Source organism: Flavobacterium sp. RSP49 (assembly GCF_003968735.1).
Classification (GTDB): Bacteria; Bacteroidota; Bacteroidia; order Flavobacteriales; family Flavobacteriaceae; genus Flavobacterium.
In genome coordinates, this window is record NZ_RYDN01000026.1 from 24,834 (window position 1) to 42,676 (window position 17,843).

Below are 17,843 nucleotides of genomic sequence, written 5' to 3' on the forward strand. Positions count from 1 at the left end.
ATTTCTATTGTTGTACTGACAGCTTTAAAATCTTTATAAGCTTAAGCGAGAGTGTGACGAACTGAGCAGACTTTGTGCGCGGAATGTATTGATGAGATTGCTTCGTTCCTCGCAATGACTAAATGGACAAAAATCATCATAAATGTCAAAATCTCTAATTAATCCCCAACTCCTCTAACCCCGATTGCAATGAAAAGCTTTTTGTGAAAGCCGTTTTGATTTTTCTTGTTTATAAAAAGCGACTCCTCTCCCCAACCCTCTCCAAAGGAAAGGGAGAAAAGAGGAATACCCCTTTTTATTTCTCCTGCCGGAACATTAGAAAAACAAACGGGTTTGCAAAAACTTGCAATGAAAAGCGGGAAATCGCTCCTGAAATTCGTACTTTTGCAGTAGAACTACAACGTTTTCGATATGAACTCAACTATAGAAAGCAATCCGTTATTAGACCGATTGCCAAAGCACTTAAAACAATTCATTAAGCCTCAGGATTATAGCGATTATACGCCCATAAATCAAGCGGTTTGGCGTTATGTGATGCGCAAAAATGTAGCTTATTTATCAAAAGTGGCGCATAGTTCCTACCTAGAAGGATTAAAAAAAACAGGAATTGAGATTGATAATATTCCGAGTATGTACGGTATGAACCGCATTCTGACTGAAATAGGCTGGGCGGCGGTTGCGGTAGATGGATTTATTCCGCCCAATGCTTTCATGGAATTTCAGGCCTATAATGTGCTTGTAATTGCTTCTGACATTCGCCAACTTGAACATATAGAATACACGCCCGCACCAGATATTATTCACGAAGGTGCAGGTCATGCTCCCATAATTGCTAATCCGGAATATGCGGAATATTTACGCCGTTTTGGCGAAATAGGCTGTAAAGCGCTCTCTTCACATAAGGATTATGAAATGTATGAAGCCATCCGACTGCTTTCCATCGTAAAAGAAGCTGAGGGAACTCCCCAAGCTGTTATTGATGCTGCCGAAAAAGCGGTAGAAGATTTGCAAAACAATATGGGTGAATTATCAGAAATGGCGCAAATTAGAAACCTGCATTGGTGGACTGTTGAATACGGTCTCATTGGAACCGTAGAAAATCCTAAAATTTATGGTGCCGGTTTGTTATCTTCAATAGGCGAAAGTGCGCACTGCATGACAAACGAGGTAAAGAAAATCCCGTACGACCTATCAGCAGCAAACCAGAGTTTTGACATCACAAAATTGCAACCGCAACTTTATGTCACACCAACATTTGCTTATTTAAACCTAATTTTAGAGGAATTTGCCAATAAAATGGCACTTAGAACGGGCGGTTTATCCGGAATAGAAAAACTGATAGACTCAAATGCTCTGGGAACAATTGAATTGAGTACAGGCTTGCAAATTTCTGGAATTTTCAGTTCCGTAATTGCACACGAAGGCAAGCCTATTTATATACAAACCATCGGAAAAACGGCTTTAGCTTCTCGCCAAAAAGAACTGGTTGGTCATGGAACTTTGACACATCCTGAGGGTTTTGGAAGTCCTATTGGGAAGCTGGAAGGAATCAATCTGGCAATTGAAGACATGAGTCCAAAAGATTTGAATGACTACGATATATTGGAATCGAAAACGGTCAAACTGGAGTTTGAAGGTGGCATCACTGTTGAAGGTGAAATCATAACCGGCTCCAGAAACTTACAAGGCGAAATTATTTTGATTCGCTTTAAAAACTGTACTGTGTCACACGGAGAAACGATTTTGTTTCAACCAGAATGGGGCATTTATGATATGGCTGTGGGTAAAAAAGTGATTTCGGCTTTTTCAGGCCCTGCAGATGTGAATAGTTTTGATTTGATTTCGCATCTTCCCGCGAGCAAAACCATTAAAGCGAAACATACCGCAGAACGTGATGATTTAGAGGTTTTGTACCAAACTGTTAGAAATAGTAGAGAAACCAGGGATACAGAAACTCCCTTGAAGCCTATATTCGAAAATTTACGAACCAATCACCCAAAGGATTGGTTACTAGCTGTTGAAATCACAGAGCTGCTAAAAGAAAGAAATGAAATTAAATTATTACAGGAAATATTGGTTTATCTCGATCAATTAAAACAAAAAAGACCTGAAGTAGCGCATTTGATTACTGGTGGTTTGGATTTAATCTTTGACAAAGAGAAAGCTTAGTTTTCCAATTTAGGTTTGTCAAATCGAGCGCAGTCGAGATTTTTCAATAGGCTTAAACAGCTATAAAAATGGTTTCGACTGCGCTCAACCTGACAAAAAAACTATTATAATTTTATTTTTTGTCCAAAATCTTTTTCGCTTTCGATTACTTTTCCTTCGTATTGTAATTTCCAGCCCATTGAATTACTCAAAATTAATATTTTGGACAATTCGCTGATTAATCGGTTTTGAGCATTGGTTTTCAGTGAAGACTTTTCTATTTTCTTGGCGAGATTTGCTTTGACCGATTTATTGATCTTATTATAATCATCTCCCGTAAACGGATTCAGCTTGCTTTGTTCTACGTTATAAAACTGAATATCTGGACTTATTTTTATTTCTTCTTTTGGAATACTGACAATAGTGATGGTTTTATTTTTTTCATCTATTTCATATTTCATTTGGCGCAAATCATAAGCAACTGTAACATCAGCATTGACTATTACCAATGCTTTTTTCTCAAAAGAAAGCATATCCAACAAATATTTTTGCTGATTTTTATAGGTAATCACTTCGGAGAAATGACCTTCAGTAACTACTAATTTTCCAACATTTAGAATTTGTTGCTGAATGAGATTTGTGTTGTACTGGATATCTTCATCGTCGTTTTTCTTAAAATCGCAGTATTTGAATAATAAAAATATTCCCCCGATAACTACTATTGCAATACCTATTCTTCTTAACATAATTAAAATTTCATAAATGAATATTCTGATTCCAATTTAGTGATTTTTTCTCTGACTTTAGACTCAAATTTTAAATGACTTTCAGATTTCGGATTAAAAGGCTTGTGCGAAAGACTTTTTTGAATAGTTGAAACTTCATCCATTGTAGCAAAAGCAGTTTCAGAAATTGTAGTTTCCTTGAAACGTTTCCAAATATAATCGATTGCCACTGGATTGGGATGCAACATATCTTCAGTATAAAAACGGTAATCTCGAAGTTCATCCATCATGATTTCGTAGCTGGGAAAGTAATTTATAGTCGAAAGTCGAAAATCAAAAGTCCCATGAAGCGCACTAATTATATTGGCTTTGCTCCATTGATTTTCGACAAAACCATCTTTGATGTGACGCACTGGAGAAACGGTAAAAATAATGGTGCAACTAGGATTTACAACATGAATTAATTTCAGTGTCTTTACTATACTTTCTTCTATTTCTTCAACAGAAAGTAATTCTTTCTGAAACAGCTTTTGCGGTACTTTATGACAATTAGCCACAACACAATTGCTTTCTATATTTCGATATACCCACGAAGTTCCGTAAGTAATAATAATATGGGAAACATGCTGCAATTGCAGTTTTGTAGCTATCAGCATTGCATTTAAAGATGCTAACAATTCCTCTTTACTAGAACTGCTTAAATCCGAATGCACATCAAAACAATGCCAGCGTTCGTTGTAAAAAAAAATGTCGCTTTCTGTAAATTGCTTTCCGGAAACAGCAAAATCAACTAGTTTTTCAATCGCTATAGGATGAAACAAAATGCCAAATGGATTACAACTATTTTGAAATTTAAAATAGTCCAGTTTCTGCGCCATATTTACCGCAAAACAAGAACCTAAAGAAATAATTTTAGAAGTATAATCAATAGGAAACTTACTTTTAGGAATGGGAACTTGGGTTCTGAAATTCATATTTATTTCTCGCAAAGCCGCATAGGTTAAAGGTTATTTACAATTCTTGTAATTCCTGTTTTAATTGGTGGTTCGTTGAAATTAATTAACAAGCCAAATTTCATTCCTGTAATTTTCAGTTACGTTTAAAGTTGTATTGGATGAACATTAGCAATTTGTTCAACTGATTTTATTTCTAAAATAACTTTATTTTCTATGATCAAGCCAGTTCTGAATCCAATATCTAATTTTACTTAATCCCAGACAACGGGAAGTGGTTTTTGACTTTCAACTAGTAGTCCTCTTTTCGTTAACTCATAAAACAAAACAACTTCATAAACTGATTCTAATAACCCTGGACCAAACTTAATGTGCATCTTTTAACAAACATCAATAACAATTTTTGAAATCTCGTTTTCAGTCATTTTTTTATTTCTCGCCAATATATTAAAAAAATTACGATATAATTACTTTACAAACTCAATTGCTTTTTCTAAAGCTTGCTGAATTCCTGCGACATTCTTCCCTCCTGCTGTTGCAAAAAATGGTTGTCCTCCGCCTCCACCTTGGATAAATTTACCCAATTCACGAACCACTTGTCCTGCATTTAGGTTTTTCTCCGCAACTAATTCTTTAGAAATATAACAGGTCAACATTGGTTTTTCTCCAGAAGCTTCGGGATTCACTGTAGCCAAAACTAGAAACAAGTTATTTCCTAAATTTCCTAATTCGTACGCCAAATCTTTTGCTCCCTCCGGATTCAAATCGACTTGTTTTGCCAAGAATTGAACGCCATTAATTTCCTGTATCTCAGCGATTAAACTCACTTTAATATTTTTGACTTTATCTTTTACCAAAAACTCAATTTGCTTAGTCAATTTGACATTTTCTTCTTGCATCGAATGAACGGCTTTCAGAATATCCTGAGGATTTTTTAAGGCTATTTTTACTTCATTCAATGTGCTTTCATGCGAAGCAAAATGTGCTTTTACCGCATCACTTGTAATCGCTTCTACACGACGAATTCCTGCAGCAACCGCTCCTTCTGAAACGATTTTGAAATGCCAGATTTCAGCTGTATTTTTCACGTGGATTCCACCGCATAATTCCATGCTTTCGCCAAATTTGATTGCCCGAACCTCATCTCCATATTTCTCTCCAAAAAGTGCCATCGCTCCTTCTTGAACTGCTTGCGCAAAAGGAATATTTCTTCTTTCAATTAGTGGTAATTGCTCTTGAATTCTTGCATTTACAAAATCTTCCACTTGCTGCAATTCGGTTTCCGTCATTTTAGCAAAATGAGAAAAGTCAAAACGCAAGTAGTTTGGATTTACTAGCGAACCTTTTTGTTCTACGTGTGTTCCAAGAATACTTCTCAAGGCTTGGTGCATTAGATGTGTCGCCGAGTGATTTCTGGAAGACAAACTTCTCAAATCTTGATTTACTTTGGCTACAAAACCAGCATTTATATTTTCCGGTAATTTTTTTGCAAGATGTAAAATCAGGTTGTTTTCTTTTTTCGTATCGATGATTTCGATAGTTTCATTTGCAGACCCGAGCGTTAGCGAACTGGCGGAGCAAACTAACGTTCCTTTATCACCCACTTGTCCTCCACCCTCTGGATAGAACGGGGTCTTGTCTAAAACGATTTGGTATAAAACACCATCTTTTTTACTGTCTACTTTACGAATGCGAGTGATTTTTACGTCACTTTCTGATTGGTCGTAGCCTACGAATGTTTCTACATTTCCTGGGACTAATAGCAACCAGTCTTCGGTAGAAACTTCCGATGCCGCACGGGAACGTTTTTTTTGTTCTTGCATGGCGGCGTTAAAACCAGCTTCGTCCAGTTCGAATCCTTTTTCTCGAAGAATTAATGCGGTCAAGTCAATTGGAAATCCAAACGTATCATACAATTCAAACGCTTTTATTCCAGAAACTGTTGAACCTTTAGTTTCGGCAACCACATTTTCTAATAATTGCAATCCTTGGTCTAATGTTCTCAAGAACGATACTTCTTCTTCCCGAATTACATTCGTAACCAATTGTTGTTGCGATTTGATTTCCGGAAAAAACTCTCCCATTTGATTCGCTAAAACAGTAACTAATTGATTGATGAACGGTTCTTTTATATTAAGAAACGTAAATCCGTACCGAATGGCACGACGCAAAATTCTACGAATTACGTAACCAGCACCTGTGTTTGATGGCAATTGTCCATCGGCAATAGCAAATGCAACCGCACGAACGTGATCGACTACTACCCGAATAGCGATATTTATTTTTTCCTCATCTGCATTCGGTACGGACAAGTCTCGACTTGTACCTACGGAATTTGATGTGTATTTTAATCCTGTAATTTGCTCTACTTTTTCGATAAGTGGCATAAACACATCCGTATCATAATTGGATGTTTTTCCTTGTAATGCCATACACAAACGCTCAAATCCCATTCCGGTATCAACGTGTTTTGCTGGCAATTTTTCCAGAGAACCATCGGCTTTACGGTTGAACTCCATGAATACATTGTTCCAGATTTCCACTACTTGGGGATGATCATTGTTAACCAAACTTTTTCCTGAAACTAAGGCTTTTTCTGCTGCAGAACGAATATCAACGTGAATTTCTGAACACGGCCCGCAAGGTCCTTGGTCTCCCATTTCCCAGAAATTGTCTTTCTTGTTTCCAAGAATGATACGGTCTTCGTCAATTAATGCCGCCCAAATATCCCAAGCTTCCTGATCGAATGGTACGTTTTCACTTGGATTACCTTCAAAAACGGATACGTATAAGTTTTCTTTTGGAATTTTATAGACTTCTGTCAAAAGTTCCCATGCCCAGTTGATAGCTTCTTTCTTGAAATAATCTCCAAAAGACCAGTTCCCCAGCATTTCAAACATGGTGTGATGGTAGGTATCAAAACCTACATCTTCCAGATCATTATGTTTTCCTGAAACACGAAGGCATTTTTGCGTATCAGCAATTCTGTTGCTTTTTGGAGTTCCGTTACCTAAAAAATATTCTTTGAACTGGGCCATCCCTGAATTGTTGAACATTAGTGTTGGATCATCCTTGAGAACTATGGGTGCCGATGGAACGATTAAGTGTCCCTTTGATGCGAAAAAATCCAAAAATTGTTTGCGTACGTCTTGTGATTTCATTTTTTTATTTAAATATTTAAAGATTCAAAAATTTAAAGATTAGTTAGAATTGAATTTTTCAATCTTTTAATCATTAAATCTTTTAATTTCTTTTGCCCCAGATAGTAGTGAAAAGCTTCGAGATTTATACATTTATTTTTTCTTGAGGTGGCAGAGCGACCGAAGGAAGCTCCTGCTAGCTCATTAGAAAAAAAATTTATAAACGAGAACTTGCAACAAATAGCTGGAATAGGCACATTATTTTATTTATTATTGAAAAAAGGGTGTAACAAATGAAACATTTCTTAAATTTGTTCGTCTAACCTTTTACAGTGTGCAAAAATAGGGTATTTTAAAATATGTCGAAAGTAAAATATTATTACGATTCTGAAAATTTAGCGTATAGGAAAATAAAAACTCGAAAAAGAAGAAAATTTGGTGTTATCATTCTGTTTTTGCTGGCCTCGATATTATTTGGTTTTTTGAGTTTTATTGTATTATTGAACACCCCTTATTTTGAAACGCCTAAAGATCGGTTGCAGGCTCGTGAAATTGAAAATTTAAGATTGAATTATGCGATTTTAAATAAAAAAATGGATCAGGTAAATAGCGTAGTTGAGGCTCTTGAAGAGAGAGATAATAATTTGTATCGGGTATATTTTAATAAAACAGCAATTCCTGACTCTGTCCGGAAAGCGGGATTACCGGGAATAAACAGGTATAAAGTACTAGAGGGATATGACAATTCCCAGTTGGTACTGAATACCACCAAAAGAATTGATGTATTAAGTAAGGAACTCGCCATTCAATCCAAATCACTGGATGTCATTTTGAAAATGGCAGATGCTAAAAGTGATTTTTTGTCTGCCATTCCTGCCATTCAGCCAGTGCGAAATGAAAATTTAAAACGACTGGCATCTGGTTTTGGTTATCGAACAGATCCGTTTACAAAAGTAAGAAAAATGCATGAGGGAATGGACTTTACCGCCAAAACAGGAACTCCAATTTATGCCACTGGAGACGGAATTGTAATAACCGCCGACAATAGGGCCTCTGGATATGGAAATCATATTGTAATTCGGCATGGATTTGGATACGTAACATTATACGCGCATTTGAGTAAATATAAAATACGAGCTGGACAGCGTGTAAAACGCGGAGATGTAATAGGATATGTGGGAAGTACCGGAAGATCTGAAGCACCGCACTTGCATTATGAAGTTCATAAAGATAACAAAGTGGTAAATCCGCTTAATTTTTATTATGGAAACATTTCGGCAGTAGAGTATGTTGCTATAGCACAATTAGCGAATCAAGAGAATCAATCGCTAGATTAATCCTTTAACAAAGTGTTCAGTATTCAGTCGTAACAGTTTATAAAAGAAGTGTTCAGAAAAGATTAAAATAAAAAATATGCACATTGAACTTTCTAAAGATAAAAGATATTATAGCATTGGCGAAGTAGCCAAAGCATTTGACGTGAACGCCTCGCTGATACGTTTTTGGGACAATGAATTTGATATTTTGAAACCAAAAAAAAATGCCAAGGGCAATCGCATGTTTACACCCGAGGATATCACTAATTTGCAATTGATTTATCATTTAGTCAAGGAAAGAGGTTTTACGCTGGAAGGGGCTAAAACCCATTTGAAGGAAGGACAAAAGAAGGCTTTGGATAATTTTGAAATAATCCGGAAATTAGAAACGATACGCACACAATTAACAAATATTAAAAACGAATTGTAATCCCAAAACAAAACAGGGATCCTACCATTTACAATTAAAATTAAACAACAAACATTAAATTAAACAAAGATGAAAAGATTTTTGCCTTGGATTATCGTAGGAGTTATTATTATTGGTATGTACAGCTGGATTAAAGGGATTAATAATACTGCGGTAACAATGAACCAAACAGTAGAACAATCATGGGGAGATGTGCAAACGGCGTACCAAAGAAGAAATGACCTGATTGGAAATCTAGTAAATACTGTAAAAGGTGCTGCTGATTTTGAAAGAAGTACCTTGACTGCTGTTATTGAGGCACGTGCCAAAGCTACCTCAACTACTATTGACCCAACGAACATCACACCGGAAAAATTAGCTGAATTCAACAAAGCACAAAGTGGTGTTAGTAGTTCTTTGTCTCGATTGTTAGTATCAGTAGAGCGCTATCCTGAGCTGAAAGCCAACCAGAATTTCTTGAAATTACAAGATGAATTAGCTAGCACAGAAAATCAAATTCTAACAGCAAGAACACGTTTTAACGAAGCAGTTAAACCTTATAATTCACACATTAAAACGTTTCCAAACAGCTTATTTGCAGGAATGTTTGGATTCAAAGACAAAGCATATTTTACTGCTGTTGAAGGAGCGGATGCACCTGTTGAAGTAAACTTCTAAAATTGGATTATTAGATCTTATATATTTTTATAGGTCAGAATAAATCAAATTTAAATTCAAGAAACAACCTTTTAAAAATTAACGATTTTTGACTTCAGATTTAACATTGCTGAAATCAAAAATCGTTAATCTTAACTCAAAAATATCTCAATGTCAAAAGTAGCAGAATTATTAACCCCGGAAAACGAACAGGAGATTGTTGAAGCTATTCGCATGGCTGAAAAAAACACTTCTGGTGAGATTAGAGTTCACATAGAAAAAACAACTTCCATGGATGCGTATGAACGAGCCAGAGACGTTTTTCATGAACTTAAAATGGATGAAACCGAACTTAAAAATGGTGTTTTAATATATTTAGCTGTTGATGATCACCAATTTGTAATTTGTGGAGACCAAGGCATCAATGATGTTGTTCAAGATGACTTTTGGAATTGTACACGGGATCTAATGGTCGTTCAGTTTAAAACCGGGAATTTCAAGCAAGGACTTATTGACGGAATCACCAGAGCCGGTGAACAATTACAAAGTTATTTTCCTTGGCAAGAGGGAGACACGAATGAATTATCAAACGAAATATCTAAAGGATAATGCTATTACAAAAAAAGAATACCCTAATTTGCCTAAAGTTGTTTGTTTATCTGTTATTTACACAAGTTAGTTTTGCGCAATTAACCATACCTGAAAAACCAACGTTACAAACCTCTGTTTACGATTATGCCAAGGTTTTAAGTGCCACAGAAAAAGCACAATTAGAAGAAAAACTGATTAAATACTCTGACTCTACCACAACGCAAATTGTAGTGATCACTATAGAAAGCCTAAAAGGGGAAGATGTAAGTCAATTAGCTACCCGGTGGGCACAAACTTGGGGAATTGGAGGAACTGCAAAAGAAGACAATGGTGTCATTATTTTACTCTCTAAAACCGAAAGAAAAATTGCAATAAACCCTGGTTATGGTCTAGAAGACAGGCTTACCGCAGGAACTGGTGGAGAAATAATCCGGAATATAATCATTCCAGAATTTAAAAAGGGAACCTATTACAGTGGATTAGACAAAGGAACAGATGCCTTAATTGATGTTTTTAAAGGCAAATACAAAGGTGTTCGCAAACAAACACCAAAAGAAAAAGAATTCCCGATACTGCCTATTATAGTTATCGTGATCGTGATACTGGTATTAATATCCCGAAATAAAGGGGGTGGAAATTCAGGAAATTCCGGTGGCGGAGGTCCAAGTCTACTCGACGTTATTATTTTAAGCAGTCTTGCCGGTGGCAGAGGTGGCGGCGGTTTTGGCGGCGGAGGCTCTTCTGGAGGTGGTTTTGGTGGCGGTTTTGGCGGCGGGGGATTCTCTGGTGGCGGATCAAGTGGTAGTTGGTAGCAATACCGCTTACAGGGATGCGTTTCCAAATTAAGACCTTGCTAACTAAACAATAAGACAGTGATTGATAATCAACTTATAAAAGTAGATTTCTTTTTAAATACCAATAATTTAGCTCATTTTTTTAAAATCTATTGACAGAATAGCAATAATCCAAATTAGTAGCCAAATTAATCAATCAATGATATTACATGCTTTCACATAAAGCCAAATATGCGCTAAAAGCACTGCTGTTTTTAGCGCAACAAGAAGAAACCCATATTTCTCGAACTATCGAAATTGCCGAGGCAGCCTCTATTCCAAAAAAGTTTTTGGAACAGATTCTATTGGATCTTAAACGAGGCCATTTCGTAGGGAGCAAACAAGGGAAATTTGGAGGTTATTATCTTTTAAAATCCAAAAATGACATTACTTTAGCCGATATTCACAGGCTTTTTGATGGTGCAATTGCCCTGCTACCTTGTGCTTCATTGAATTTTTATGAACGTTGTTCTGATTGCGTTAATGAGTCGGAATGCCTACTAAGACACGGATTAATTAGTATTAGAGAAGAAACTTTAAAGGCTATGGAAGGCATCACTATTGCTTCATTGGTAAAAAAATAAAAAAATATTATTTAAACTCTACTAATTTTATAGAATTAATTATATATTTGCCTCGAATTTAAAATATCATTAACAATACAAATTTAAAAATATGAAAACGTACCGAAGTAAGTTTGCTTTTTTGCATAGACGATCCCGCAAAAAACATCTAATTATAAGTACAAAAAAGAACTCTCAAATGATGTGTATGAGTTAGTAAAAAAATTTAAATTAAATTCTACTAATTACATATACTTACTTAACATGAAAATTTATCTAAATAATACCCTTGTAATACTATCCGTTTTAACGTTCTCAATATCATTTGCGCAAAACATTAAAGGTGTAATTACAACAAACCTAAACATACCATTAGAAGCCGCAAATATTGTACTAAAAGAAACAGATTCTAACTCATTTACAGATTCTAGCGGAAAATTTACGATTGACTCGAAAGGAAAATTCCCTTTAACTCTTTTAGTTCAATATGTGGGATATAAAACCTCAGAAATAGAAATTACTTCCTTACCGATATCTACATTACAAATAAATCTTACTGAAGTAAATGTATTGGTCGAGGTGGTCGTTTCTTCAAGACGCCGGATAGAGAAAGTACAAGATGTGCCAATTGCAATCTCCGTAATAACGGGAAAACAGGCAGAACAATCCGGAGCTTTTAACGTTAATCGCATAAAAGAACTTGTCCCATCCGTTCAATTGTATTCATCAAACCCCAGAAATACGGGAATTAATATTCGAAGCTTAGGTTCCCCTTTTGGACTTACAAATGACGGAATCGATCCGGGTGTTGGTTTCTATGTTGATGGTGTTTATTATGCACGTCCAGCCGCCGCCACTTTAGATTTTATCGATGTAGAACAAATTGAGGTATTGCGCGGCCCACAAGGATCACTATTTGGTAAAAACACCACTTCAGGTGCCTTTAACATTACAACACGTAAACCAAGTTTTATTCCAGATGCTACCTTTGAAGTCAGTTACGGAAATTATAACTTTTTGCAAGTTAAAGCTGCGGTTACTGGAGCTTTGAGTTCAAAAATAGCTGGACGGATATCATTTTCAGGAACGCAACGTGACGGTTTAATCCATAATGTTGCGACAGGAAAATCTACCAATACCCTCAATAATCACGGAATTAGGGGACAATTGCTATATACACCTTTTGAAAGAACCAATATTATATTAGCGGCAGATATCACAACGCATCGTCCAGACGGATATGCACAGGTAGTTGCTGGTGTAGCACCTACACAAAGAGCGGCTTACCGACAATTTGATGCAATAATTGCAGATTTGAATTATCAGTTGCCAAGTTCAAATGCGTTTGATCGTAAAATTGACCACGATACACCTTGGCGTTCCGGACAAGATATGGGAGGTATTTCTCTTAATATAGATTCAAAAACTGGCAATGGAACACTTAAATCAATAACTGCTTGGCGTTTTTGGAATTGGGATCCGTCAAACGATAGAGATTATACAGGATTACAAGTATTAGCCAAATCGCAAAATCCTTCTAGACAAACACAGATATCACAAGAGGTTCGGTATGCCAGTATACTTACCTCAAGAATAAATGGTGTTGTAGGTGTCTTTTTTATTGACCAAACATCAAAAACTGATGGTACCGAAGAGTCTGGGAATGCGCAATGGAGATTTTCACAAAGTACCACTAGTAATTTATGGAAAACACCGAGTCTATTTGAAGGATACGGAATAAAAACTACTGCTAAAATTAAGTCATCCAGTGCAGCAGTTTTCGGACAATTGGACTGGGCATTAACAGATCGTTTGCACGTATTAACAGGTTTACGATATAATTATGATAAAAAAGCAGCAGACTACAATCGTAAAACCTACGGAGGACTTCAAACGAATGATCCAGCCTTAATTGCTTTGAAAAAATTAGTTTATACAGAGCAGTCTTTTACCTCTAACACTGATAATACTGACTTTTCTGGAAATGTAACTGTTTTTTTTAAAGCTACTGAAAAGATTAATGTGTATGCTACTTTTGCAAAAAGCTACAAACCAGTTGGAATAAACGTAGCTGGATTACCTACTCTTGCCGGACAACCCATTCTTGAACTTGCAGTAATTAAACCGGAAGAAGTAAATCATTATGAAATTGGAGTAAAAACAGCACCGTTTAAAAACTCAATATTCAATTTTACCTTCTTTAATACCGATATCAAAGATTTTCAAACCAATGTACAGTCCGCTGAATTAGGTGTAAACCGTGGCTATCTTGCCAATGCAGATAAAGTAACGGTAAAAGGGGTAGAATTAGACGCTAGTTTTGTAATCAACAAACATTTAACCATCAATGGAGCAGCGACCTATACAGACGGTAAATATGTCAAATTTACAAATGCACCTCTTCCGTTAGAAGAAACAGGAGCAGCAGTATCCTTTAAAGATGTTTCAGGAACTGCTTTACCTGGTGCTTCAAAATGGGCAGGTTCTTTAGGGGGTGAACTTTCCGATAAAGCAAGATTCTTTGGAAATACAGGAAAAATATTCTTTGGAATTGATTCTTATGCCCGTTCTGAATTCTCTTCTAGTCCATCTGCTTCAAAATATTTAGTCGTTCAGGGTTATGCCTTATTGAATGCTCGTGTAGGTTTCCGTGCAACAGATGGTTTGTCGGTACAATTCTGGGGACGTAACCTTTTCGACAAAGAGTACTACGAACAACTATTACCGGCGGGTGGAAATTCAGGACAATATGCAGGAGTATTAGGTGACCAAAGAACGTACGGTATTACACTTCGTTATTCGTTATAGTAGCACTAAATATAAACAAGAACAACAGCACCAGTAAAACTGAGTTTTGATTGTGCCAGATATGCAAATAAAACTAACCGTATTAATTTTTTTACATTTTTAAACCTTTAATGTTGAACTATTTTGTCCTCAAAAGCAGCATATACTCTGTTTTTTTTGTGCGGCATTTGTAATACAAAAAAACTGCCCCAAAAAAGCGGCTAACTTTTTGAGGGCAGTTTAATATAGATAGGCTCATTGAAAAAACCATTGAAGGTTCTTATTTTTTAATCAACTTCTGACTGTAACTTGTACCATCTTCTAATTTTATAGTTATAATATAAACCCCTTGAACAAGATTACCCGTGTCTACTCTAGATTCGGTAGCTAAGTCCATTTTAGACTCTATTAATTGTCTTCCGTTGATATCAAATATAGATATTACAGCATTCCCTGCGTTTTTATTTGTATTGATAAACACTTCAGAAGTCATCGGGTTAGGATAGATACTGAATAAAGTTTTTGTATTATCAAAAATAGATAAAGAATTACAAGGACCTAGTAAAGGATTAACTTGAAAGTTTTCCACTTGATCATCTCTGCGTGCAGATGTGCCCTGAAGGGCCAAAGCTCCAACACCTCTTCTTGCAAATACTGCACGAATCAAACATTCATTTTTACCTGCATAAAGTGCTGCGTCGGCCTTTATTATTGCATCTCTACCCTCCACAAAACCAACATTATCACAGGTAATCAATTTTAGACCATCCATTACTAATTGGATAGCCATGTTGTTTCCTCCAGTTCCATAATAGATATCTGGGTCAAAACCGTATGTGCCGATAAAAGCCCAATACATATCCCAAATCATAGTTGCCCATACAAAACCAATACCATGAGGCACACTTAATTTAGGACTAGCAATATCAGCGTAAGTGTAATCATTGATTCCCATGTCAGTAGAATAAGGAGAAGGACGTATTCCTGGTCCTTCAGTATTCTGAAATTGTACGTATGTTCCTATTCCTCTTTTTTGACCTTGAGTATCTCCGGTTCTATGAGTCATTACAAGTCCAAAAAAGTCTGACCAACCTTCTCCCATTTGCTCTTCATGGGCTTGACCCAATAAACAGTCAATACGATTCCGGCCTCCTACTAAACGAGTAGATATTCCATGCCCATATTCGTGCGCGATGATCCCTTGATCTAAATCTCCATCTCTGTTGATTAAATTTTCAGCTGGACCTCTGTCAATTAGTCTACCAAAAACGGCTTCTGTCGCCATTTTGTCCAGCAATATCTTTCCATCCTCAAAAGATAAACCTATTGTGGGGATTGTAATCGGTTTATATGGTACACCGCCTCCATTTACTGGACCAGCGCCTGGAGCGTTATTAATCACTATGACACCAATAGCACCATTGTCCTGCGCTATTGTAATTTTATCAACAAACGGACAAATACCGCGGATAACAACAGCAATTTTACCTTTAACTGCAGCCGCACCGGCAGCAGTGTAAGCTGTACATCCATCCCTAGGATCCGGACTCTGTGCTGGTGTACCGGGGGGAGTGGTGTTTGTTCCAAGCCACGGAGTCCCGTCATCTTCTGCAAGTACTAATTTACTATCAAGAGAAGGATTTGCTTCTCTAGGAATAGCTACAAATGGGAAACGAGCTGATGCATATGACTTACGAATATCAGTTGCACTTGGAGCGATCACATCAAGAAATTCTCCAAAAGGAGAAGCACCCCACAAAAACATTTGCATGGTTGGCTCAAATCCATCAATCAACGTACCGAAATTAGCGTTGTTAAGTCCACTACCATCCTGAGCCTCAGCCTGTACTTCATCACCATCCCAATTGTTTACTACACCGTCAATTGCGTTAAATCGGGCGTAAGAGTCTTCTTGAAAATTTCCATTATTTTCGTCAAAACCGTATGCGTATGAAAAATCATGCACGTAATTATTCCATACAAATAAATTAACAACAGCCGCCTTTTGGTAGTTGATTGGTGCCTGGGTCAAATCTAAAGGGTAATCAAAACTTAATGCTCCTGTAGCGCCGTTTTCTGCGGCAAAAGAATTATCATTAGCGGGTGCATTTTTATTACCGCTATCTTCATAAGATTGTGTGTTATTTCCTTTTGTTTTAGTCTCTTTTGCTCCAGCAAAATCATGCCATCCTTGCGGTGAAGGAACAGCGCTTGCAGCTGGTTGAGTGGCAATGTTGGCAGGATTTTGAATTATACTGCGACTACCGTGATTTGGTGTTTCAACACCCATACGAAACGCATTATATTTTGACCCATCCGAAGCAGAAAGAGCTGAATTAGATTTCACTAAAGTAACTTTTTTGCTGTCATTTTTAAAGTTGAATGAAAGCTTATCAGTACCATAGCTATGGGTGTGGTTCTTGTGGCTTCTTGCATCTATTGGAATTGCATCTGTTACAACAGGAACGTCAAAGTTGCAACTGATCATTAAATCAGACTGACTCAAGAGGGCGCCATCTGTAGCATTAATTTTAGTTGACCACCAATGTGAGTCTGGAGCTTTGACAATAATCTCATACGCCAATACATAGCTATTGCTGATGTTCTTAAAATAAGTTAGTGGTGCTTCAAAAGTTGTACTACCCAATTCGGAAGGTAATACATCCTTTTTAGTGGCATAATTCACTACTTCTACTCCAGCAGAACCGTTTAGTCCTAGCTGATTAATTGCTTGTTTAGCTGCTTCAGTTGCAGTTAAACTTGCAGTCCCGCTACTAATGCTTCCCGATATGTTTTTTACGAACATATGCGTAAAGCTAGTAACCACATTGTTTTTTAAAAGCACTGTTGCTGATGTATTAGCAATTTTAATGCCTCCAACTTCTTGTTGTAGGTAAGCAACCAAATACTCCTTATTTTTAAGCGTTCCATAACTAGTTATGGTAAATTGATTGGCATCTGAAGCAGATAAATTTAAACTTGCAAAATTCACAAGCAGATAGTTTTTTATAATATCTTTTTTATCTTGACCATGACTCACGGTGCTCAAGGTTAAAAAAGAACAAAACAAAAAAACAGAGTAAAGGTTTTTCATAAATAGCCGATTTTTAATTACTTAATTCAAATTTACGACGAAAGTAATTTATGAAATTTAATTTTATAAATTTTAGCGTATAATTTGAAATAAAAAACCAATAATTTATATTTAAACATAAAAAAGAATGTAAATAGCAATTTATTGCCCTAAAATAAAAGAAAAAAATATTTTTTAGCAATACCAACAACATATTTGTACACGTTTATAAAAGACAATATTCTGTTATTCAAAATTCTAGTGCTTAAAACTACAAGCTAAACTTACCAATCAGTTTTATTCCTTTTAAAAACAAACTAATGTATAATGTTTTGAAGACTACAAAATGCAATCCACATCTAATGCACCAGCGTTAAAACAGCTATATATTTGGCCACAATCAGTACAAAGAACACAAAACCACTGGTTCTACACCCGAGTTTTTATAAGTTATACCAGCACTATAATAAGGCAAAAATCTGTCTATGAATTACTTACAAAAACATTAATGCACTTAATAATAACCAGACTGTTAGCACCTTATTTTGAATGCACACCAATTTTAAAATATTTTTGTCTTGTCCTGAATAACCGATACAGATTATTAGATAAAAATATTTAATTAAACACTTGCAAAAACGTTTTTGC

12 protein-coding genes and 1 pseudogene are annotated in these 17,843 nt (G+C 36.2%); 8 read left to right on the forward strand and 5 right to left on the reverse strand.

What is annotated here, in order from left to right; translation table 11 throughout:
* Positions 1-411: 411 nt before the first annotated feature.
* Positions 412-2,169 (forward strand): aromatic amino acid hydroxylase, encoded by a 1,758-nt coding sequence (locus EKM02_RS11655; protein ID WP_126455345.1) that lies wholly within the window; start codon positions 412-414, stop codon positions 2,167-2,169.
* A gap of 104 nt (positions 2,170-2,273) precedes the next feature.
* On the opposite strand, the gene EKM02_RS11660 is transcribed toward EKM02_RS11655, so the two are convergent.
* The 4 genes and pseudogenes from EKM02_RS11660 to alaS all read right to left on the reverse strand — a co-directional run bounded on the left by EKM02_RS11660 (position 2,274) and on the right by alaS (position 6,987).
* Positions 2,274-2,894 carry a DUF4230 domain-containing protein gene (locus tag EKM02_RS11660; protein ID WP_126455347.1) on the reverse strand — a complete coding sequence of 207 codons (621 nt, stop codon included), beginning with the start codon at positions 2,892-2,894 and terminating at the stop codon, positions 2,274-2,276.
* A 2-nt stretch (positions 2,895-2,896) separates the two neighbouring features.
* Complete coding sequence (locus EKM02_RS11665) at positions 2,897-3,847, reverse strand: GSCFA domain-containing protein (protein WP_126455349.1); 951 nt, start codon at positions 3,845-3,847, stop codon at positions 2,897-2,899.
* 125 nt (positions 3,848-3,972) lie between these two features.
* Positions 3,973-4,203, reverse strand: a pseudogene (locus tag EKM02_RS11670) (GxxExxY protein).
* A 90-nt stretch (positions 4,204-4,293) separates the two neighbouring features.
* The gene (gene alaS / locus EKM02_RS11675) at positions 4,294-6,987 is read right to left on the reverse strand and encodes an alanine--tRNA ligase (protein ID WP_126455351.1); all 2,694 of its coding nucleotides are present in this window, start codon (positions 6,985-6,987) and stop codon (positions 4,294-4,296) included.
* Between the two features lie 338 nt (positions 6,988-7,325).
* On the opposite strand from alaS, the gene EKM02_RS11680 reads away from it, so the two are divergent.
* From EKM02_RS11680 to EKM02_RS11710, 7 genes are all read left to right on the forward strand, one after another.
* Positions 7,326-8,303, forward strand: a complete 978-nt coding sequence (locus EKM02_RS11680) for a M23 family metallopeptidase (RefSeq protein ID WP_126455353.1) — start codon at positions 7,326-7,328, stop codon at positions 8,301-8,303.
* Positions 8,304-8,379: 76 nt separating this feature from the next.
* Positions 8,380-8,712, forward strand: coding sequence for a MerR family transcriptional regulator (locus tag EKM02_RS11685; RefSeq protein ID WP_126455355.1), 333 nt, complete (start codon positions 8,380-8,382; stop codon positions 8,710-8,712).
* Positions 8,713-8,781: 69 nt separating this feature from the next.
* On the forward strand, positions 8,782-9,369 hold the full coding sequence (locus tag EKM02_RS11690) for a LemA family protein (RefSeq protein ID WP_126455357.1): 588 nt from the start codon (positions 8,782-8,784) through the stop codon (positions 9,367-9,369).
* A 150-nt stretch (positions 9,370-9,519) separates the two neighbouring features.
* Positions 9,520-9,957, forward strand: coding sequence for a TPM domain-containing protein (locus tag EKM02_RS11695; protein WP_126455359.1), 438 nt, complete (start codon positions 9,520-9,522; stop codon positions 9,955-9,957).
* Positions 9,957-10,751 (forward strand): TPM domain-containing protein, encoded by a 795-nt coding sequence (locus tag EKM02_RS11700; RefSeq protein ID WP_126455361.1) that lies wholly within the window; start codon positions 9,957-9,959, stop codon positions 10,749-10,751. Before EKM02_RS11695 ends, EKM02_RS11700 begins: the two co-directional genes overlap by 1 nt.
* 191 nt (positions 10,752-10,942) lie before the next feature.
* Entirely contained in the window at positions 10,943-11,356 is a 414-nt protein-coding gene (locus tag EKM02_RS11705) for an RrF2 family transcriptional regulator (RefSeq protein WP_126455363.1), read from the forward strand.
* A gap of 243 nt (positions 11,357-11,599) precedes the next feature.
* Positions 11,600-14,143 carry a TonB-dependent receptor gene (locus tag EKM02_RS11710; protein ID WP_126455365.1) on the forward strand — a complete coding sequence of 848 codons (2,544 nt, stop codon included), beginning with the start codon at positions 11,600-11,602 and terminating at the stop codon, positions 14,141-14,143.
* Positions 14,144-14,402: 259 nt separating this feature from the next.
* Here EKM02_RS11710 and EKM02_RS11715 read toward each other — a convergent pair whose 3' ends face one another.
* Positions 14,403-17,216 (reverse strand): T9SS-dependent M36 family metallopeptidase, encoded by a 2,814-nt coding sequence (locus EKM02_RS11715; RefSeq protein WP_126455367.1) that lies wholly within the window; start codon positions 17,214-17,216, stop codon positions 14,403-14,405.
* Positions 17,217-17,843: the final 627 nt, after the last annotated feature.